The 19,648-nt window shown below is 66.3% G+C and carries 21 protein-coding genes; 17 read left to right on the top strand and 4 right to left on the bottom strand.

Annotation, left to right across the window (positions count from 1 at the left end):
- The first annotated feature begins 1 nt into the window (after nt 1).
- The 15 genes from flhB to ACYYG1_RS12255 all read left to right on the top strand — a co-directional run bounded on the left by flhB (nt 2) and on the right by ACYYG1_RS12255 (nt 13,991).
- Nucleotides 2–1,072: a flagellar biosynthesis protein FlhB gene (gene flhB, locus ACYYG1_RS12325; protein WP_461210619.1), complete on the top strand. Its 1,071-nt coding sequence runs from the start codon at nt 2–4 to the stop codon at nt 1,070–1,072.
- Nucleotides 1,073–1,110: 38 nt separating this feature from the next.
- A complete protein-coding gene (flhA, locus tag ACYYG1_RS12320) occupies nt 1,111–3,210 on the top strand; it encodes a flagellar biosynthesis protein FlhA (protein ID WP_461210618.1) in 2,100 nt (699 codons plus the stop codon).
- Nucleotides 3,200–4,279, top strand: a complete 1,080-nt coding sequence (locus tag ACYYG1_RS12315; protein ID WP_461210617.1) for a flagellar biosynthesis protein FlhF — start codon at nt 3,200–3,202, stop codon at nt 4,277–4,279. The genes flhA and ACYYG1_RS12315 overlap by 11 nt, the downstream gene beginning before the upstream one ends.
- Nucleotides 4,260–5,120 carry a MinD/ParA family protein gene (locus ACYYG1_RS12310; protein WP_461210616.1) on the top strand — a complete coding sequence of 287 codons (861 nt, stop codon included), beginning with the start codon at nt 4,260–4,262 and terminating at the stop codon, nt 5,118–5,120. The genes ACYYG1_RS12315 and ACYYG1_RS12310 overlap by 20 nt, the downstream gene beginning before the upstream one ends.
- Complete coding sequence (locus tag ACYYG1_RS12305; RefSeq protein WP_461210615.1) at nt 5,074–5,862, top strand: FliA/WhiG family RNA polymerase sigma factor; 789 nt, start codon at nt 5,074–5,076, stop codon at nt 5,860–5,862. Before ACYYG1_RS12310 ends, ACYYG1_RS12305 begins: the two co-directional genes overlap by 47 nt.
- Before the next feature lie 18 nt (nt 5,863–5,880).
- The gene (locus ACYYG1_RS12300; protein ID WP_461210614.1) at nt 5,881–6,267 is read left to right on the top strand and encodes a chemotaxis response regulator CheY; all 387 of its coding nucleotides are present in this window, start codon (nt 5,881–5,883) and stop codon (nt 6,265–6,267) included.
- Between the two features lie 29 nt (nt 6,268–6,296).
- Nucleotides 6,297–7,031: a flagellar basal body-associated FliL family protein gene (locus ACYYG1_RS12295; RefSeq protein ID WP_461210613.1), complete on the top strand. Its 735-nt coding sequence runs from the start codon at nt 6,297–6,299 to the stop codon at nt 7,029–7,031.
- A 1-nt stretch (nt 7,032) separates the two neighbouring features.
- The gene (locus ACYYG1_RS12290; RefSeq protein ID WP_461210612.1) at nt 7,033–7,353 is read left to right on the top strand and encodes a hypothetical protein; all 321 of its coding nucleotides are present in this window, start codon (nt 7,033–7,035) and stop codon (nt 7,351–7,353) included.
- A gap of 31 nt (nt 7,354–7,384) precedes the next feature.
- The gene (locus ACYYG1_RS12285; RefSeq protein WP_461210611.1) at nt 7,385–7,804 is read left to right on the top strand and encodes a hypothetical protein; all 420 of its coding nucleotides are present in this window, start codon (nt 7,385–7,387) and stop codon (nt 7,802–7,804) included.
- A gap of 12 nt (nt 7,805–7,816) precedes the next feature.
- The gene (locus ACYYG1_RS12280; protein ID WP_461210610.1) at nt 7,817–8,674 is read left to right on the top strand and encodes a hypothetical protein; all 858 of its coding nucleotides are present in this window, start codon (nt 7,817–7,819) and stop codon (nt 8,672–8,674) included.
- A gap of 204 nt (nt 8,675–8,878) precedes the next feature.
- The gene (locus tag ACYYG1_RS12275; RefSeq protein WP_461210609.1) at nt 8,879–9,880 is read left to right on the top strand and encodes a tRNA dihydrouridine synthase; all 1,002 of its coding nucleotides are present in this window, start codon (nt 8,879–8,881) and stop codon (nt 9,878–9,880) included.
- Nucleotides 9,881–9,914: 34 nt separating this feature from the next.
- The gene (ispH, locus tag ACYYG1_RS12270) at nt 9,915–10,793 is read left to right on the top strand and encodes a 4-hydroxy-3-methylbut-2-enyl diphosphate reductase (RefSeq protein WP_461210608.1); all 879 of its coding nucleotides are present in this window, start codon (nt 9,915–9,917) and stop codon (nt 10,791–10,793) included.
- Nucleotides 10,790–11,773, top strand: coding sequence for a chemotaxis protein (locus ACYYG1_RS12265; RefSeq protein WP_461210607.1), 984 nt, complete (start codon nt 10,790–10,792; stop codon nt 11,771–11,773). Before ispH ends, ACYYG1_RS12265 begins: the two co-directional genes overlap by 4 nt.
- A 15-nt stretch (nt 11,774–11,788) precedes the next feature.
- The gene (locus ACYYG1_RS12260; RefSeq protein ID WP_461210606.1) at nt 11,789–13,444 is read left to right on the top strand and encodes an NAD+ synthase; all 1,656 of its coding nucleotides are present in this window, start codon (nt 11,789–11,791) and stop codon (nt 13,442–13,444) included.
- Nucleotides 13,445–13,454: 10 nt separating this feature from the next.
- Nucleotides 13,455–13,991 carry a DUF2867 domain-containing protein gene (locus tag ACYYG1_RS12255; protein ID WP_461210605.1) on the top strand — a complete coding sequence of 179 codons (537 nt, stop codon included), beginning with the start codon at nt 13,455–13,457 and terminating at the stop codon, nt 13,989–13,991.
- Between the two features lie 167 nt (nt 13,992–14,158).
- Here ACYYG1_RS12255 and ACYYG1_RS12250 read toward each other — a convergent pair whose 3' ends face one another.
- Nucleotides 14,159–14,827, bottom strand: coding sequence for a Crp/Fnr family transcriptional regulator (locus ACYYG1_RS12250; RefSeq protein ID WP_461210604.1), 669 nt, complete (start codon nt 14,825–14,827; stop codon nt 14,159–14,161).
- 138 nt (nt 14,828–14,965) lie between these two features.
- On the opposite strand from ACYYG1_RS12250, the gene ACYYG1_RS12245 reads away from it, so the two are divergent.
- A complete protein-coding gene (locus ACYYG1_RS12245; RefSeq protein ID WP_461210603.1) occupies nt 14,966–15,964 on the top strand; it encodes an arsenic resistance protein in 999 nt (332 codons plus the stop codon).
- Nucleotides 15,965–16,093: 129 nt separating this feature from the next.
- On the top strand, nt 16,094–16,273 hold the full coding sequence (locus ACYYG1_RS12240; protein ID WP_461210602.1) for a hypothetical protein: 180 nt from the start codon (nt 16,094–16,096) through the stop codon (nt 16,271–16,273).
- A gap of 550 nt (nt 16,274–16,823) precedes the next feature.
- On the opposite strand, the gene ACYYG1_RS12235 is transcribed toward ACYYG1_RS12240, so the two are convergent.
- From ACYYG1_RS12235 to hypD, 3 genes are all read right to left on the bottom strand, one after another.
- The gene (locus tag ACYYG1_RS12235) at nt 16,824–17,135 is read right to left on the bottom strand and encodes a hypothetical protein (protein WP_461210601.1); all 312 of its coding nucleotides are present in this window, start codon (nt 17,133–17,135) and stop codon (nt 16,824–16,826) included.
- Between the two features lie 142 nt (nt 17,136–17,277).
- Nucleotides 17,278–18,285 (bottom strand): hydrogenase expression/formation protein HypE, encoded by a 1,008-nt coding sequence (gene hypE / locus ACYYG1_RS12230; RefSeq protein WP_461210600.1) that lies wholly within the window; start codon nt 18,283–18,285, stop codon nt 17,278–17,280.
- A gap of 42 nt (nt 18,286–18,327) precedes the next feature.
- Entirely contained in the window at nt 18,328–19,425 is a 1,098-nt protein-coding gene (hypD, locus tag ACYYG1_RS12225) for a hydrogenase formation protein HypD (RefSeq protein WP_461210599.1), read from the bottom strand.
- Between the last annotated feature and the right edge of the window lie 223 nt (nt 19,426–19,648).

Genomic DNA, 19,648 nt, shown 5'->3' with positions numbered 1-19,648 from the left:
CATGGGCCAGGCGGATCCGAGCAAAACAGAACAAGCCACGGATAAGCGGCGCAAGAAGGCCCGCGACGACGGCAACGTCCCCAAGGGCCAGGAACTGGGCAAGGCCATGGTCCTGGTGGCCGGGCTCATCGCCCTGCATATCTACGTCACCGTCATCGGCGGCGAACTGAAGACCATCTTCTCCTGGTTCCTGGGCACGGCGCCGAAAATGCAGCTGGACCCCAGCCGCACCTACAACCTGCTCCTGGACATGGCCATGCGCATGGCCTTCATGATCCTGCCGGTGATCATGTTCGTCGGCCTGGTGGGATACCTGACCCAGCGCCTGCAGGTGGGCCCCCTGTGGACCCTCAAGGTCTTCGAGCCCAAATTCGACAAGTTCTTCAACATCATCGGCGGGCTGAAGAAATTCATGCTCAACCCCAAGATGTTCATCAACCTGGGCAAGAGCCTCATGCAGGCCATCGCCATCGGCTTCGCCCCCTATCTGGTGCTCAAGGAGGAGATCGACCGGGTGGCCCCCCTGTTCTTCACCAACGCCGAGGGCGTGGCGGTCTACCTCCTGACCACCGGGGCCAAGATGACTATCTACGCCCTGGTGCCCATGCTGGTCATCGCCCTGGCCGACACCTGGTACACGCGCTGGGACTACGAGGAACAGCTCAAGATGACCAAGGACGAGGTCAAGGACGAGCGCAAGCAGATGGAGGGCGACCCCAAGATCAAGATGGCCCAGCGCAAGAAGATGCTGCAGTCCATGGCCAAGCGCATGATGGCCGACGTGCCCAAGGCCGACGTGGTGGTCACCAACCCCACGCACATCGCCGTGGCCCTGCGCTACGACCCGTTCCTGGCCCCGGCGCCCATGGTCCTGGCCAAGGGCGCGGACCACCTGGCCGAGAAGATCAAGGAAGTGGCCCGGGAAAACGGCGTTCCCATCCGCGAGAACAAGCCCCTGGCACGGGCCTTGTATAAAAGCGTTGAAGTCGGCGAGTCGATCCCCGAGGAACTGTTCCAGGCCACGGCCTCGCTCCTCGCCCAGCTCGACAAGTTCAAGCGCAACCGGCCCTAACGCCCAAGCATCCGGAATCCCTCGAGGGTGTCAGAATTATGGCTAAGAAGAAAGGCAGACTGAACCTCGACTACGAGAAATTCGCCAAGCAGGGAGATCTGCTGCTGGCCGGCGGCGTGGTGACCATCCTCTTCGTGATGCTCATCCCGCTGCCCACGGTGTTTCTCGACGTCATGCTGGTGGTCTCCATTTCCCTGGCCCTGGTGGTCCTGGTGACCACCATGTTCATGTCCAGCCCCATGGAATTCTCCATCTTCCCCTCGCTCCTGCTGGTCACCACCATGCTGCGCCTGTCCCTCAACGTGGCCTCCACCCGTCTGATCCTGCTGCACGGCAACGAGGGCACCTCGGCGGCGGGCAAGGTCATCCAGACCTTCGGCCAGTTCGTGGTGGGCGGCAACTACATGGTGGGCGTGGTCATCTTCCTGGTGCTCTTCGCCCTGAACAAGATGGTCATCGTCAGCGGCACCACGCGCATCGCCGAGGTGGCGGCGCGCTTCACCCTGGACAGCCTGCCCGGCAAGCAGATGGCCATCGAGGCCGACCTCAACGCGGGGCTCATCAACGAGGACGAGGCCAAGGCCGAGCGCGAGAACATCCGCAGGGAGGCCGACTTCTACGGAGCCATGGACGGCGCGGGCAAGTTCGTGTCCGGAGACGTCAAGGCCGGCATCCTGATCACGGCCATCAACATCGTGGGCGGCATCTTCATCGGCATGGTCCAGCAGGACATGAACTGGATGGACGCGGCCCAGACCTACACCCTCTTGACCATCGGCGACGGCCTGGTCTCCACCATCCCGTCGATCATCATTTCCACCAGCGCGGGCATCATCGTCTCCCGCGCGGCCGCCGAAGCGCGCATGGGCGAGGAGTTCCTCGCACAGCTCACCTATCACAGCCGCGCGCTGAAGCTTGTCTCCGCCATCCTGGTCATCTTCGCCCTGGTGCCGGGCATGCCGTTCTTCGTCTTCTCGGCCCTGGCGGGCATCCTGTTCCTGCTCTCGCGCGTCGCGGGCCCGCAGAGCGACATGGCCAAGGAAGCCCAGGAAAAGGAAAAGAAAAAGAATCCGGCCCTGGACACCCCCGAGGAAGTGCAGGCGCTCCTGCCCCTGGACACCCTGGAGCTGGAGGTGGGCTACGGCCTGATCCCCCTGGTGGACGAGGAGCAGGACGGCAACCTCCTGGCGCGCATCCGCTCCATCCGCCGCCAGTTCGCCCTGGACATGGGCGTCATCGTGCCCTCCCTGCACCTGCGCGACAACCTGCAGCTCAAGCCCGGGCAGTATTCCGTGCTCATCAAGGGCAACCAGGTGGCCGCGGGCGAGATCATGGTCGACCACTACCTGGCAATGGACCCGGGCGACGCCAAGCACCGCATCCAGGGCATCGAAACCGTGGAGCCGGCCTTCAACCTCCCGGCCCTGTGGATCCCGGCCACCAAGAAGGAGGAGGCCATGCTGGCGGGCTACACCGTGGTGGACCCGGCCACGGTCATCGCCACGCACCTCACCGAGGTCTTCAAGCGCAACATGCACGAGTTCCTGGGCCGCCAGGAGGTCCAGACGCTGTTGGACAACCTCTCCAAACGCTCGCCCAAGGCCGTGGAGGAGCTGGTGCCCGGCGCCATGGACCTGGGCAGCGTGCAGAAGGTCCTACAGAACCTGGTGCGCGAATCCGTTTCCATCCGCGACCTGCTCACGGTGGTGGAGACCATGGCCGACTTCGGAAAGGCCATCAAGGACCCGGACCAGCTGACGGAATACGTGCGCTCGCGCCTGTCCCGCACGGTCATCAAGCCCTACATGGACAGCCAGGGGGCCCTGCCCATCCTGGTCCTGTCCCAGAACGTGGACCGGGCCTTCACGGACAACATCCGCAAGACCGACCAGGGCTCCTACCTGGCCATGGACCCCAACATGGCCCAGGAGATCATCAAGACCATCAACAACGCCGCGGAACGCGCCGTGGGCACCGACGGCCAGCCCGTGCTGCTGGCCACCCCGGTGGTCCGCCCGCACCTGGCGCAACTCTTGGCCCGGTTCATCCCCAATCTGCCGGTCATCTCCCAGGCGGAGATCCCGGCGGACGTGAAGCTGCAAACCCTAGCCAACATCGACATACCCTATGCAGGTTAAAACGTACTCAGCCAAGGACACCAAGAGCGCCCTGGACCTCGTCAAGACCGAGCTCGGCCCCGACGCGGTCATCCTGTCCACCAAGAACCGCAACCGGGACGGGCGGCGCTGGTGCGAGATCACCGCGGCCCTGGACGCCGACGCGGGCCCCGACGCCCCGGGCGCTTCCCCCGTGGACGGGCCGCCTCCGGGCTGGGGCGAGTGGCACCGGGAATGGGACGCCATCCAGGCCCAGATGATGGCGTTGATGCGCCCGCAGCTGGACCTCTCCGCCCTGGCTCCGCGCCAGCGCCAGGCCCTGCGCCACCTGGAGCGCGAGGGCGTGGGCGAAGGCGCGCTCATGGCCCTGCTCACGGCCCTGGGCAGGGACCGCGACACGTCCATCCTCGGCCCCCTGGGCGAGATGGTGGGCGCGGCGCCCTTCGGCCCGGCCCGCTGGACCGAGCGCGTGCACGCGGTCACGGGCCCCAGCGGCTCGGGCAAGACCACCGCCCTGTTGCGCCTGGCCATCAGGCATCACCAGGCCCGGCGCTCGGCGCGCATCCTGGTGGTGGACGCCACGGGCGGCAAGGGCTCGCCCACGCTCAGGCGCTACGCCGAACTCTCGGGCATGACCTACGCGGCCGTGGAGAGCGCCCGGCAGATGACCGAGACCCTGGATCGCGGACAAAAGTTTGACAGGATATTCATCGACCTGCCGCCCACCAGCGCGGCGATGGACCTGGACAGCCTCATGAAATTCATGGGCCTGTCCCTGCGCAAGGACACGGCCGTGCACCTGGCCCTGTCCCCGCTGTGGTCCCCGGCGCAGCTGCGCCAGTTCGTCAGGCGACACAAATCCCCGCTGACCCGCTCCATCATCTGGACGAAGCTTGATGAAGCCTGTAACTTCGGGGACATTGTCAATGCGGCATACGCCACCGGCCTGCCCGCCTCGGCCCTCTCGTTCGGGTCCGGCATCCGCGGCACCCTGGTCCCGGCCGAGTCCGTCATGCTTTGGAAGCTCTTGTTCAAAAAAGAGTTGCCGCACAGCCCCGTCGAGGAGACACGTGGCAGATACGATCACTAGGGACAGGACGTCCCCCGCAGCGGCCCGCCGCACCACCGCCCCCCAGGTCATCTCCGTGACCTCGGGCAAGGGCGGCGTGGGCAAGACAAACCTCAGCGTCAACCTGGCCTGCAAACTCGCGCAAAAGGGCAAGCGGGTCGTGCTCCTGGACGCGGACCTCGGCCTGGCCAACGTCGACGTCCTGCTCGGGCTGACGCCGGGAAAGAACCTTTTCCACCTCTTCGAGGAGGGCGCGACCCTGGCCGACGTGCTTCTGGAGACTCCCTACGGCTTCAAGATCCTGCCGGCGGCCTCGGGCGTGACCCAGATGCTGGAGCTGGACACCGGCCAGAAGCTGGACCTCCTGGAAGCCATGGACGGGCTGGACGACGACATCGACTTCCTCATCGTGGACACCGGGGCGGGCATCGACGCCAACGTGCTCTATTTCAACCTGGCCGTGCAGGAGCGCCTGCTGGTGCTCACGCCCGAGCCCACCTCGCTCACGGACGCCTATGCCCTGATCAAGGTCCTCAAGGCCGAGCACGGGGTGGAGCGCTTCCGGGTGGTGGTGAACATGGCCAGGACCCCGGCCGCGGCCAAGGAGGTCTACTCCAAGCTGCACAACGCCTGCGATCATTTTCTGTCCGGGATATCCCTGGACCTCGCCGGGGTGATCCCCCTGGACCCGGACGTGCGCAAGGCCGTGGTCGGCCAGAAGCCGTTCTGCATCGCGCAGCCCGGCGGTCCGGCGGCCCTGGCCCTCGACAAGGTGGCCGAGAAGATAACTACGTGGAAGGGAACGGCGCAACTTGATGGCAACATTAAATTTTTCTGGAAAAGACTCCTCTTCCAGGAATGAACCCTGGAAGCTGCTCGAGTCCGGTGAAGTCGAGTGGGAAGACTTCGACGCCCGGTGCAAGGACGAAATCGTCCGGCACTACGCGCCGAAGATCAAGATTCTCGCCTTGCGCCTCAAGGGCAAGCTGCCCCAGCAGGTGGACCTGAACGAGCTCATGTCCGCCGGCGCGCTTGGGCTCATCGAATGCCTGCGCAAGTTCAAGCCGGAACTGAACATCAAGTTCGAGACCTATGCGGAGAACCGCATCAAGGGCGCCATGCTCGACGAGCTCAGGCGCATGGACTGGTTTTCGCGCGGGCTGCGCGCCAGGGTTCGGTCCCTGGAGGATGCCACCCGCCGGCTCGAGCACCAGACCGGGCGCAAGCCCACGCACGAGGAACTCATGGAAGAGACAGGTTTGTCCCGCAAAGACGTGGAGTCGGGTCTTGCCGCGCTGCAGAACCAGCTCTGCCTGTCCCTGGAGACCATCCAGGAACAGTTCTCCCCGGAAACCAGCGCCCACCAGGACAACGAGCCCTACCGCTCGGCCGCCCTCCAGGACGTCATTGACAAAATCGCCAAATTGATAGACGAATTGACCCTTCGGGAAAAGCTGGTACTATCCTTGTATTACAGTGATGAGTTGAATATGCGGGAAACCGCAGAGGTCATGGGCATAACCGAAGGCCGGGTGTCCCAGTTGCACTCCCAGGCCTTGACGAAGCTCAGGAAAAAATTTCGGGCAGCCTACGGGCTGGACTAAGTGAAAGGAGTCACATCAATGGGTTACGATAAGAACATGCGCGTCCTCGTCGTGGACGATTTCTCCACCATGCGCCGCATCGTGAAGAACATCCTGCGCCAACTGGGTTTCAACAATATCGTTGAGGCCGACGACGGCAGCACCGCATGGGAGGTCCTGAACAAGGACAAGATCGACTTCATCGTCTCCGACTGGAACATGCCCGAGCTGCCGGGCATCGACCTCTTGCGCAAGGTCCGCGCAAGCGAGGAATTCAAGGACATCCCCTTCCTCATGGTCACCGCGGAAGGCTTGCAGGAGAACATCATCGAGGCGGTGCAGGCCAAGGTCTCCAACTACATCGTCAAGCCCTTCACGGCCGAGACCTTGGGCCAGAAGATCGACAAGATTTTCGAGAACAGGTAAGCCCGCGCGCTTGACCGCCGGACGCAAGCATGGTGCTCCAGGTCCCCGACACCGAACTTGAGGAAGATCTCTCCTCCGTGATGGAGAACTCCGACGGGGACGCCAAGGCCGAACTCGACGCGGGAGAACTGGCCCAGGATCTCCCCAAAGAACAGCAAAAAGTCGAGCTGGATCTGGAGGACGCCCCCTTCCTCGAAGACGACGAGGACGAGGAGGAGGAGGAAGAGGAAGAAGAGGAGGTTTCCCTCGCGGAGCCGGGGCTGGATGAAGAAAAGGAGCCCTGGTACAAGAACAAAAAGATCGTCATTCCCGCGGCGGCCGGGCTCCTGCTGCTCATCGGTGCGCTTTTGGCGTACCTCCTGCTCTCCCCCGCCCCTGAAGAAGTCGTCCAGCCCGAGCCTGAAATCCAGGAAGGCGAAATCCCGCCGCCGCCCGTGGTCGAGAAGGAACCGGAACCCCAGGAGTTCCTGGTGCCCCTGGCCCCCTTCTGGGTGGAACAGAAGGGCGAGGACCAGAAGATACGCTTCCTGGTCTGCCAGTTCACCGCAGTGACCACAAACGAGAAGCTGTCCTTCGAGATAACGCAGAAGACGACCATCCTCAGGGACGCCATCTACTATTATCTTCGGAATAAGGATTTGACTTTCCTGTCCGATAAGAAAAATGCACAGACCCTCAAAGCTGATGTCCTCTCGGTGGTCAACCAGTATTTGAGCGTCGACAGACTGGAGCAACTGCTTATCGAGCAATACCTGGTAAAATAAGATGTCCACCACGATCAACCTCCCCGTGCTGCTGGCCCAACTGCCGCATCTGGCGAAGGTGACGGCGGCCCAGCAGGAGAGCCCCAAGACCCAGGCCGAGTTCTCGGAGGAACTGTCGCGCCAGCAGCAGGAGCTGTCCAGGTCCAGGGTCGAAAAGGCCGAGAAGAAGGAGAAGTCCTCCGTGGTGGGAGACCAGGAGCGGGAGCACGGCAAGCGCCAGGCCGGGGAACGGCGGGAAAATCCCGAGGAAGAGCCCGAGGAGGAGCGCGAATCCACTCCCAACACCCCCTGGGCGGGCAACATCATCAACCTCAAGATCTGAAATCCGCGGCCGCGCCGCAAAAGGCATCTCCATGTCCTCCTCCCTCACCCTGCTGTTCCTGGTCAGCCTCACGGAACTGGTCGTTCTGGTGGTCGTGCTTGTCTTCTTCTTCCGCCTCAAGCGTTCCGAGGCGCTCTTAAGCGCCCTGCAGGAAAACCAGGAAAACCTCCTCAAGAAACTGCATTTCAACGCCGAGCTGGAACAGGAGCTCGTCTCCACCTTCGCCCAGCGCCAGGCCGGTCTGGAAAAGCTGGACGAAGCCCTGGACGCCAAGACCAGGGAGTTGGAAAAACTCATCAAGCAGGCCGAAAGCGTGAGCCGATCCCCGCAGTTCCTGCGCGAGATCATCCTCTCGGGCCGCCGCCAGGGGCGGACGATTCCCGAGCTGGCCTCGTCCACGGGCCTGAGCATGGACGAGGTGGAACTGATCCTCGAACAGGCCGAGCACTAGCCGGAGGCCTGGATGCGCATCGGCGGATACGGCTCGGGAAACGGAGGCGGCCACGGCCCGGGCCGGGACCGCGCCGGAACCTTCCGCAGGCGGCACAGGGTGGGCGAACGCGTCACCGGGCGGGTGCTCGGCAGCGACACCCCCGGCCAGGCCTGGGTGGATTTCGAGGGCATCGAGCTCAGCGCCCGCATCCAGTCCAATCCCGCCCCCGGCAGCCTGCTCTTGTTCATCATCCTCAGCCTGGACCCGGAAATCCTGCTCCAGGAACTGCACGTGGCCCAGAGCCAGGGCAACCCCATGGGCCCGGCGGCCGGGGCTTTCTGGGCCGCGCGCGCCCGGTTCGAGGCCCTGTCCTGGGACGTTCGCGAGAAGACCGGGCAGGCCCGGGGCGGGCCCGAGGCCCGCGAGAAAGCCTTTCTGGCCGCCCTCAAGGCGGCCCCCGAGGCGGAGAAGGCATACGCCGCCGTGATCCGGGCCGTCACGGACGTGAACGCCCTGCTCAAGGCCCGGGGCGGCCCCATGCTGGGCTACGAGCCCTGGCTCCTGCCCGAGACCCTGTCCCACGAAATCCTGACCCGCCGGCGCCCGAAGGACGACGGCACCGAGACGGGCCTGTCCTTCGCCCTGCCCGGCCAGGGCCAGTGCGAACTGCGCCTCGTCTCCGGGCCGGGCGGCACGGGCGCGCGGCTGTTCCTGGAGCGCCCGGAGCTGGCCGGGGCCTTCGAGGCCCTGGTCCGGGGGCGCGGCCTGACCCCCGAGGGCCTGGACATGCCCGCCCCAGCAACCCTGCCCCCGGCCGCCCGTGCGGGCCTGCTGGCCCAGATCCTGGCCTCGGCGCCGGGGGGCCTGCGCTTCGCCCGCCGCGTCTGATCCCGGCTGCCCCCTGGGACAGGCCGGGGAAATCGCCCCTTATGTTTTTCTGAAACCCTCCGATACGACAGCGGTTTTGATCTCGGCCTAACCCCCGATCATGTGATGATTATTTGCCTGCCGCAAGCCTGCGGGCTTGTCAGCAAGCGCGGCGCAATGCTACACGCGCAGCAGCGAACTATTTCTGATTCCCGGAGCACCCCCTTGCCTTCACCGTCCCGCCCGCCCTTCATCGCCTCGGGCAAGCCCTGGCTCGCCCCGCTGGCCGGTTTCTCGGACCTCGCGTTCCGCATCCTGTGCCGCGAATACGGGGCTGCGGCCGCGGTCACGGAGATGGTCAGCGCCAAGGGCCTGTGCTTCGGCGGAGCGAACACGGACAAGCTCCTGGCCACGCGCGGGGACGACGCGCCCCTGGTGGTGCAGCTCTTCGGCGCGGACGAGGACAGCATCTCCCGGGCCATGGACCAGCTCCTGGAGCGCGGGTTCCGCTATTTCGACCTCAACGCGGGCTGCCCGGTGCGCAAGGTCAACAAGACCGGCGCGGGCGCGGCCCTGATGCGCGACCCCGAGCTCCTGGCGCGGCTGGCGGCGATCATGGCCAGGGCCGCCGGCCCCGGCCGTTCGGGGGTCAAGTTCCGCCGGGGCTGGGTCGACGGCGAGGACAATTATCTGGAAGTGGGCCGACGCGTGCAGGACGCGGGCGCGGCCTGGGTCGCCCTGCACCCGCGCACGGCCCGCCAGGGCTATTCCGGCCGGGCCGACTGGTCCTGCCTGAGCGCCCTGGTCCCGGCCCTCTCCATCCCGGTGCTGGCCAGCGGCGACCTGTTCACGGCCGAGGACGGGGCCCGCTGCGTGGCCGAGACGGGCGTGGCCGGGGTCATGTTCGCCCGGGGCGCGCTGTACGGCCCGGCCATATTCCAGGAGTACGCGGCCCGCGTGCGCGGGGAGACGCCCCCGGAGCGCACGCCCGAGGCCCTGGGCCGGGCCATCCGCCGCCACGCGGAACTGGCGCGGGAGCTTCTGCCCGAGCGCAAGGCCCTGCTCAAGATGCGCACCATCGTGCCCCGCTACGTGCGCCACCTGCCCGGATCCCGGGCGCTGCGCGCCCGCATCGTGCACTGCGCAGAGTGGGCCGAGCTGGAGGAAATGGTCGCGGACTTCCTTTCCCGCGCCGACCATGGCCGGGACGAAAATTTTGCTGTATAGTTGAGCATTCCAACACCCACGAACGGGAACGGACATGGAAATACGACTCGCCAAGACAGCCGGGTTCTGCATGGGCGTCAGCTTGGCCCTGAAGAAGCTGGACACGACCCTGGCCACCGCCCAGGGGCCCATCCACACCCTGGGGCCCATCATCCACAATCCCCAGGTCCTGGCCATGTACGAGGCCCAGGGCGTGCGCCAGATTTCCTCCCCCGAGGAGGCCGAGCCCGGCAGCACCGTGGTCATCCGCGCCCACGGCATCCCCCGCGAGCTGGAGGAGACCCTGCGCGGACGCGGCGTGCGCGTTGTGGACGCCACCTGCCCCAAGGTCAAGAAGGCCCAGCTGCTCATCCAGGAGCATTCCTCCCTGGGCCAGACGCTGATGCTCTACGGCGAGGAGAACCACCCCGAGGTTCGCGGGCTCTTAAGCTACGCCGGCCCGGACGCCCTGGTCTTCGGCTCCCTGGAAGAGCTGCTGCCGAAACTGGAGGCGGACAAGGACTATTTCATGGCCGCCCAGACCACCCAGGACAAGGTGGCCTTCCAGGAGATCCGGGCGGCGCTGTCCTCGCGCATCCCCAAGCCCTTCCCCGTGCTGGAAACCATCTGCGACGCCACCAAGGTCCGCCAGGAAGAGGCCGTGAGCATCGCCCGCGAGGTGGACAGGATGGTGGTCGTGGGCGGCTACCAGAGCGGAAACACCCGCCGCCTGGCCAAGGTGGTGCTCGAACAGGGCGTGGATTGCACCCACGTGGAGACGGCCGAGGAGCTCGATCCCGCACATTTCAAGGATTGCACCGTTATCGGCTTGACAGCCGGAGCGTCAACGCATGATAAAACCATTGAGGCGGTACGCGCCGCGCTGGCGGCCCTGCCCCCAACAGCCCGTACCACGAACACGGAGGCCCCATGAACCAGACGACCAATATTCTCCTTGAATCGGGCACCAACGAACTGGAAATCGTGGAGTTCTTCCTCGACGAGCCGGGAAAGGACGGCGAGACCTACCAGGGCTACTACGGCGTGAACGTGGCCAAGGTCCTGGAGATCATCCGCATGCCCAAGATCACGGAAATGCCCGAGGTCAATCATCCCTCGGTACTCGGGGCCTTCAACCAGCGCTCGCACATCATCCCCCTGGTGGACCTCTCCATGTGGCTGGGCAAGGAACGCTCCCAGCACGAGGACCCCAAGGTCGTGGTCACGGAGTTCAACCAGGTGACCACCGCCTTCATGGTTTCGGGCGTGACCCGCATCCACCGTATCAGCTGGGAGGAGGTGGAGCCGCCAAACCGCTACATTTCCGAATTGTCCAACAACTCCATCACCGGCGTGGTCAAGCTGGAGGGGCGCATCATCTTCATCCTGGACCTGGAGAAGATCGTGGCGGACCTGAACCCGGCCCTGGGCCTGCGCCTGGACGAGTCCCTGGACTGGACCACCGACGCCGACTACAGGGCGCTGGTGGCCGACGACTCCTCCCTGGTGCGCGAGATGCTCCGGGACCTCCTGACCAAGGCCGGGTTCGCCGTGGACACGGTGAACAACGGCCGCGAGGCCTGGGAGCGCCTGGAATCCATCCGCGACCGCGCCCAGGAGGAGGGCAAGGCCCTCTGGGACTACCTGAACGTCCTGGTCTCGGACATCGAGATGCCCAGTATGGACGGCCACAACCTCACGGTGCGCGTGCGCAAGGACCCCTTCCTCAGCGACCTGCCCGTGATCCTGTTCTCCTCGCTGATCACGGACAAGCTGCGCCACAAGGGCGACTCCGTGGGCGCGGACGAGCAGGTTTCCAAGCCCGAGGTCTCCAAGCTGGCGCTCCGGGCCAAGGAAATCATCGCCGAGCGCATGGCCGGGGGCTCGGCTCCCCAGGGGCACTCCGAGGACTAGCCCAGGCTCCACGTCATGCGCATCGCCCTGCTGCAACAAAATCCCACGGTGGGCGATCTGGCTGGCAACGCCGCCCGGATCGCCCTCGCCGTTTCCCGCGCCCGCGACCTGGGCGCGGACCTCTGCCTGACCCCGGAACTGGCGCTGACCGGCTATCCGCCTCGCGACCTCCTGCTCACGCCGTCCTTCGTGCGCGCTGCGCGCGAGCGCCTGGAGGCCCTGGCCCGCGACCTGGCCGATGGCCCGGCCGTGCTCGTGGGCCTGCCCACGCAGAACGAATCGGGCGCGGGCAGGCCGCTGTTCAACTCCGCCGCCCTGCTGCGCGCGGGCCAGGTGGAGGCCCTGTTCCACAAGACCCTGCTGCCCTCCTACGACGTGTTCGACGAGGACCGCTATTTCGAGCCCGGCCACGGCCCGGGAGCCTTCGAGGTGGAGGGCGTGCGGGTGGCGGTGACCATCTGCGAGGATCTCTGGAACGACGCGGAATTCTGGAACACCCACCGCTACGCGGGCGACCCCATGGACTCCCCGGCCGTGGTCGGGGCGGACCTCGTCGCCAACATCTCGGCCTCGCCCTTCACCCTGGGCAAGCAGCGCGTGCGCCAGGCCATGCTCGCCCACGCCGCGTCCAAGCGCGGCAAGGCGCTGGTCTACTGCAACCAGGTGGGCGGCAACGACGACCTGGTCTTCGCCGGGCGCAGCATGGCCGTGGCCCCGGACGGGACCGTCGCGGCCCGGGCCCGGGCCTTTGACGAGGACATCCTGGTGGTGGACACCGCGGACCTGTCCGAGGACTCGGGCCGCGTGGAGCCCGACGATTTTTCAGCCGAAAGCGAGACCTGGCGCGCCCTGGTCCTGGGAGTGCGGGACTACGTGGGCAAGTGCGGATTCAAGACCGCGCTGCTGGGCCTGTCCGGGGGCGTTGATTCGGCGCTGACCGCGGCCGTGGCCGCCGAGGCCCTGGGGCCGGAGAACGTGCTGGGCGTGCTCATGCCCTCGCCCTGGTCCAGCCAGGGCAGCGTGGACGACGCCCTGGCCCTGGCCGCGAACCTGGGCATCCGCACCCTGACCCTGCCCATCGAGCAAGCCATGCGGGCCATGGACGAGACCCTGGCCGGGGCCTTCGCGGGCCGCGAACGGGACGTGACCGAGGAAAACATCCAGGCGCGCATCCGGGGCAACCTGCTCATGGCCCTGTCCAACAAGTACGGGTCCCTGCTCCTGACCACGGGCAACAAGAGCGAGCTGGCCGTGGGCTACTGCACCATCTACGGGGACATGAGCGGCGGCCTGGCCGTGATCTCCGACGTGCCCAAGACCCTGGTCTTCGCCATCTGCCGCTGGCTGAACGCGGAACGCGGGCGCGAGATCATCCCCGACGTGATCATCACCAAGCCCCCCAGCGCGGAGCTGCGCCCGGACCAGAAGGACGAGGACAGTCTGCCGCCTTACGAGGTCCTGGACCCCATCCTGCACCGGCTGGTGGAATTGCGCGATTCCCCGGAGGAGGTGGCATCCCTGGGCTTCGACCGCCAAGTGGTGGACCGCGTGGCGCACCTGGTGCGCATCGCGGAGTTCAAACGCCGCCAGGCCGCGCCCGGCCTGAAAATCACCGACCGCGCCTTCGGCACGGGCTGGCGCATGCCCCTGGCCGCGCGCGTGACCCGCTAGGGAGACGACCATGCCCACCTCGAACCACCCGCCCGCCTCCGACGCCCTGAACGCCGTTCGGGAAACAATCCCGGGGCTGGAGCAGATCCTGCGCGAAGCCGACCACGTGGACGTGAAGACCTTCACGGGAAGCTGCGGCCTGCCCACGTTCCTGGCCCGGCTCCTGAGCCACGACCCCGCCTGGATCAAGGCCCTGTACGCCGTGCGCAGCGCCCTGGTCCCGCTGCTGGGAATCAGCCGCTCCGTGCCCGAGCGCACGTCCCTGGACCCGTCCGCCGTACCCTTCGCCCCGGGCGAAAAGCTGCGCTTTCTCACGGTGCTGTGCGCCGAACCCGAGCGCTATTGGCTGGGCGAAGCCGTGGAAAACCACCTCACGGCCTGGTTCGGCGTGGCCGCCGAGCCCTCCGGCGGCGGGGCCGTACGCTTCCACGTGCTCACGGCCGTGCGCTACCGGCGCTGGACCGGAGCCCTGTACTTCAACTGCATCCGCCCCTTTCATCACCTGGTCGTGGCCAGCGCGGGCAAACGCGCCGCAGGCCGCCCATAAACAGCGATCTGCTGCGTCGCTTCGGCGCTTCGCCACCTCGCTGCTGCGAAAAAGCAAAACCTCGCGTACGGGGAGTACGCGTCGGTCTTGCATTTTCCTTGCGCCTTGCATCTCAGCGAAGCGCTATTTTTGAACGGCCTGCGGGAGAAAACTTTTCCGAGCTGCGGCTAAAGGCCTTCCTCCGAGCACCGCTCCAGTCCCGCGCGGTCCAGAAGGGTTACGCGGCGGCCCTCCACGGACACCAGCCCGGCCTCGGCCATGCGGCGCAGGCTGCGGGACAGGGACTCCGGGGTGGTGCCCACTATCTTGGCCAGCTCGCGGTGGGTCACGGGCAGGTCCACGCGCCCGTCCTCCTGCGGGGCCTGGAGCAGGTACGCGGCCACGCGCTGGGGCACTTCCTTGAGGGACAGGGACTCCACCAGGGTCATGGCGTCCTTCAGCCGCCGCGAGAGCACGAGAAGGATGTTGAACAACAGCGACGGCTCGGCCCGGGCCACGGACTCGAACACGTCGGGCGGGGCCACGAGCACGCGGCTGTCCTCCAGGGCGGCGGCGTTGGCCGGGAACTTCTCGCCCTCGAACACCGAACACAGGCAAAAGGGCTCGCCCGGGCCGAAGGCGTAGACCGTCTGCTCCCGGCCCTCGGCCGAGACCTTGAACAGCTTCACCCGCCCCGAGACCACCACGTAGAACCCGCGCGGGCTCTCGTCCTGGCCCACGATGAGCTCCCCGGCCGCGTAGGACCGCACCCGCGCCCGAGCCGCCAGGGCGGCCAGCTGCTCCTCGGGCACCCCCGCGAACAGGGGCAGGGTCTGCAAAAGCGCCACGTTTCCCATTTTCTTCCTCCGCGTTGACGCGCATCAATGCGCCGCGCCCGCCGCGCGTCTATTGTACGGGCCATGGACGCACCTCGGCTTCCCGCACAGCGGGTCCGGCCCGTCCTCATGCTTATCAAAAACAGGAGGCCCCCCACAATGTGGAAACTGCTGAAAACCCTGAACACCCGGCTGGTCCTCGCCATCCCGGCGGCCATGGCCCTGGGCCTGGCCTGGGGGCTGGCCACGGACGCCGCGCCCCTCAAGGTCCTCATCGCGCCCCTGACCTTCCTGATGGTCTACCCCATGATGGTCACCTTGAACGTGCGCGAGGTGCTGCGCGTCAAGGACTGGAAGCTCCAGGCCATGACCCAGGTGGTGAACTTCGCCCTGGTGCCCTTCGCGGCCTACGCCCTGGGCATGATCTTCTTCCGCGACCAGCCTTTCATGGCCCTGGGCCTGCTCCTGGCCGGGCTGGTGCCCACCAGCGGCATGACCATCTCCTGGACGGGCCTGGCGGGAGGCAACGTGCCCGCCGCCGTGCGCATGACCGTCATCGGCCTGACCCTGGGGGCCCTGGCCACGCCCGTGTACGTGCAGGCGCTCATGGGCGCGGCCATCCAGATGGACGTCGCGGCCGTGGCGCGCCAGATCGGGCTCATCGTGTTCCTGCCCATGGCCCTGGGCTGGGCAACGCGCGCCTGGCTGGTCCGGCGCGTGGGCAAGCGGACCTTCGGCGAGCGCTGGGCCCCACGCTTCCCGGGGCTGTCGGTCGTCGGCGTGCTGGGCATCGTGTTCACGGCCATGGCCCTGAAGGCCCGGGCCGTGGCCTCCGCGCCCGAGGTGGTGCTGTTCCTGCTCGTGCCCCTGGCCCTGCTCTACGCCTTCAATTTCGGCCTGTCCTCGCTCCTGGGGCGGCTGCTGTTGCCGCGCGGCGACGCCATCGCCCTGGTCTACGGCTCGGTGATGCGCAACCTGTCCATCGCCCTGGCCATCGCGCTGAACGCCTTCGGCGAGCGCGGGGCGGACGCGGCCCTGGTCATTGCGGCGGCCTACGTGGTTCAGGTACAGTCGGCGGCCTGGTATGTACGCTTCACGGACCGAATCTTCGGAGAACAATGCGAGACAGCCCCGGCCTGCGAGGCCCAGAAGGCATAGCTCCCCCACGCGAACACAAGGAGACCCCATATGATCAACGTGACACCCGAGGCCCTGAAAATCATCCGGGACGCCGTGGGCCCCAATCCGGAGCCCGTGCGCATCTTCGCCGCCCCCGGCTGAGGCGGCGTGCGCTTCTCCATGGTTCTGGACGAACCTGGCCCTCTCGACACCACAGTAGAAGCCGCCGGCCTGACCTTCGTGCTGGCCCAGGACCTGGCCGAACTGGCCCTGCCCCTGACCATCGACGCCGGTCCCTACGGCCTGAACGTCACCTCGGAGAAATTGACTCCGTCGTCTTGCGGCTGAACCGGCTCCGCCCGCTCCCATCGTCCTCCTGCACGCAGGGCGCGGACGCAAAAACGCCCCGGGGACTTTGTCCCCGGGGCGTTCATTTTCTGCGACCCTATACGAAAAGTATGCAAACTGATAACGCTCTCTCATTACCCCGTAACAACTCAAAAACTCCAGCCGCCAGGAGGACAAAATGAGTTATTTCCCCGATTCGTTTCCAGAACCGAACATTGTCAAGAAAACCTACCATAAACCGCCATTAGGCTATTCTTACAGGTAGGATAACCTAGACAAAACAACCAAGTCCAAAATCGAAAATTGGGTTTTGAGACATGATAAATTCAGCGATTGGCTGCACCCTGACGAGACGGCAAAGCCGGTAACACTTCGAGCCTTATTCGATCCACCCGATCAACCAAAAGACATAGCTCTTCCGGAATCTTCCCTAGAAGTCGTGGCCATTATCAACTCAACAGGGCAAGAAACATAATTTTATGCCAAAAACGCCCCGGGGATTCGATCCCCGGGGCGTTCATTTTCGGATGGGCGGCGGGAGCCGCGGCCTTTAGTACGGGCTCTGGAAGAGTATGCCCACGGCCGGAAGCACCACGCACAGGGCCAGGGAGACGAGGCCCAGCTTGGTGCGGCCCAGGGCGGCGGCGAACAGGGCGATGACCGCCCCGGCCGCGCCGGGCACGAAGGCGCCCAGGCCGAAGCGGAAGGACCACAGCGACCACACGGCCAGGATCATGGCCACGCGGCAGAGCAGCAGGGTCACGTAGTCCCGGGAGCCCTTGGGATGCGGATTCTTGAGGCGCAGCAGGACAAGGGTCAGGGCGATCTGGACCAGCAGCAGTGCGATATCGATTCCGGTCATGCGGTTTTCCTCCAGAACAGGCTGGTACTCCTTTTCCTTTTCCGCCGCAAGGCGCGGAGCCCGGGCCCGCCCCGAGCAAACGAAAACGCCCCGGGAGGCTTCCCGGGGCGCATGCGTTTCTCGACAGTTTGTCCAGCCAGGCTCAACAAATGCGCGGCAGTTGTTCGCCCTCCAGCATGTTGATGAGCCTGCGCCCGCCCAGCGGCGTGACCAGGACCACCTTGCCCGGGTTGGCCTCGGTGACCGTGCCCACGCGCACCGCGCCCGCGCCCTTGGGGTCGCTCCTGAGCACCTCCAGCGCCTTGTCCGCCTTGGCCTCGGGCAGGATGCAGATGAGCTTGCCCTCGTTGGCCAGGTACAGCGGGTCCAGCCCCAGGAACGAGCAGCCCGAGCGCACGCCCTCGGCCACGGGCACGGCGTCCTCGACGATGTCCATGCCCACGCCGGACTGCCCGGCGATCTCGTTCAGGGTGGTGGCCAGGCCGCCGCGCGTGGGGTCGCGCAGCACGTGGATGTCCCCCACCTCGATGAGCAGGCGCTCGATCATCTGGTTCAGGGCCGCGCTGTCGGACTGCACGGGCGTCTCGAAGGTCAGGCCCTCGCGCTGGGCCAGGATGGTCAGGCCGTGGTCGCCCATGGTGCCGGAGACGATGACCGCGTCCCCGGGCCGGGCCTTGGACCCGCTGGGGTAGTCCGCCACCAGCATCCGGCCCACGCCCGTGGTGTTGATGAATATCTTGTCCGCCGCGCCCTTGGGCACGACCTTGGTGTCCCCGGTGACGATGGCCACGCCCGCGTCGCGCGCGGCCTTGGCCATGGAGACCACGATGCGCTCCAGGACCTCGAACTCCAGCCCCTCCTCCAGGATGTAGCCGCAGGACAGGTACAGGGGCCTCGCCCCCAGCATGGCCACGTCGTTCACCGTGCCGTGCACGGCCAGGGAACCGATGTCCCCGCCCGGGAAAAAGATGGGGTCCACGGTGAAGGTGTCCGTGCTCATGGACAGGGGCCCGTCCACCTCCAGATAGGCCGCGTCGTCCATGCGCTTGAGCATGGGGTTGTCGAAATGGCGCATGAACAGTTCGCTGATGAGCCGCTGGGAGGCCTTGCCCCCGCTGCCGTAGTCCAGGAGAATCCGCTTGTCGTCCATTATGGCCTCGTTCAAGTTCGATGCGTTGAATGGGACGCGGGCCTAGAGGTCCGTGTGGTATTTGTAGTAGGCGGCGCAGGAGCCCTCGGTGGAGACCATGCACGGCCCCACGGGCTTGGCCGGGGTGCAGGCCTTGCCGAACAGCGGGCACTTGTTGGGCGCGAGCTTGCCCCGCAGCACGTCGCCGCAGCGGCAGCCCTTGAGCGGCGGCACCTCCACCAGCGTGAGGCCCAGGCGCTTCATGGCGTCGTACTTCTCGTAGGCCGGGGCCAGGACCAGGCCGCTGCCCGGGATCAGGCCGATGCCGCGCCACAGGGCGTCGGCCGGGGCGAAGACGTCGTCCATCACGGCCCGGGCCTTGGGGTTGCCCTCGTCGTGCACGGCGCGGGAATACTTGTTCACCACCTGGGCGCGGCCCTCGTTGCGCTGGCGCACGATCTCGTACAGGGATTGCAGCACGTCCAGGGGGTCGAAGCCCGTGACCACGGCGGGCAGGCCGAACTCGTCGGCGATGAAGGAATAGGGTCCCATGCCCAGGATGGTGGACACGTGCCCGGGCATGATCAGGGCGTGCAGGTTCAGTTCCGGGTCCCCGAGGAGCGCGCGCAGGGCCGGGGGCACCAGCTTGTGGAAGGACAGGACCATGAAGTTCGTGAGCCCCATCTTGGCGGCCATCTGCACGGTGGCGGCCACGGCCGGGGCCGTGGTCTCGAAGCCGATGCCCAGGAACACGACCTTGGCCTCGGGGTTCTCCCGGGCCAGGGTCAGGGCGTCCATGGGCGAATAGACCACGGCCACGCGCGCCCCGTCGGCCTGGGCGGCCTTGAGGTTCGCGCCGCCGGGCCCGGGCACGCGCATCAGGTCCCCGAAGGTGGCCACGATGACGTCCTCGCGCGCGGCTAGGTCCAGGTACAGGGCCACCTCGCTGTCGTGGGTCACGCACACGGGGCAGCCCGGCCCCGAAAGATGCACAACCCGCTCGGGCAGAAGCGTATGCAGGCCGCTGCGGAAGATGGACACGGTGTGCGTGCCGCAGACCTCCATGAAGCGCAGCTCGTCCTCAAGCTCCGCATGAATCCTGTCCAGCAGGGTCCGGCACAGGGCGGGATCGCTGAACCTGTCGAGAATGCTCACATCCATCCTCCGGGGCTCTGTCGCATGGTAGAAGAAGACAAGCGCGGACCTGGGCCCGCGCCCGAGAGATCGGCCATACTACGAAAACGGCCGGTACCTCAACCCGCCTTGAGCGATTCTTCCGCCCCCCGTGCGCGCGGGGTGCAAGACTTCTTTATTTTTCGGCCCGGGGTTGATAGAACCGGAAAGCACGGCGCGCCCGCGGCCCCTTCCTGTCCCGGGACCCTCC

The organism is Desulfocurvus sp. DL1XJH-121 (assembly GCF_054819825.1).
This window is presented reverse-complemented; position numbering and strand designations above follow the sequence as displayed.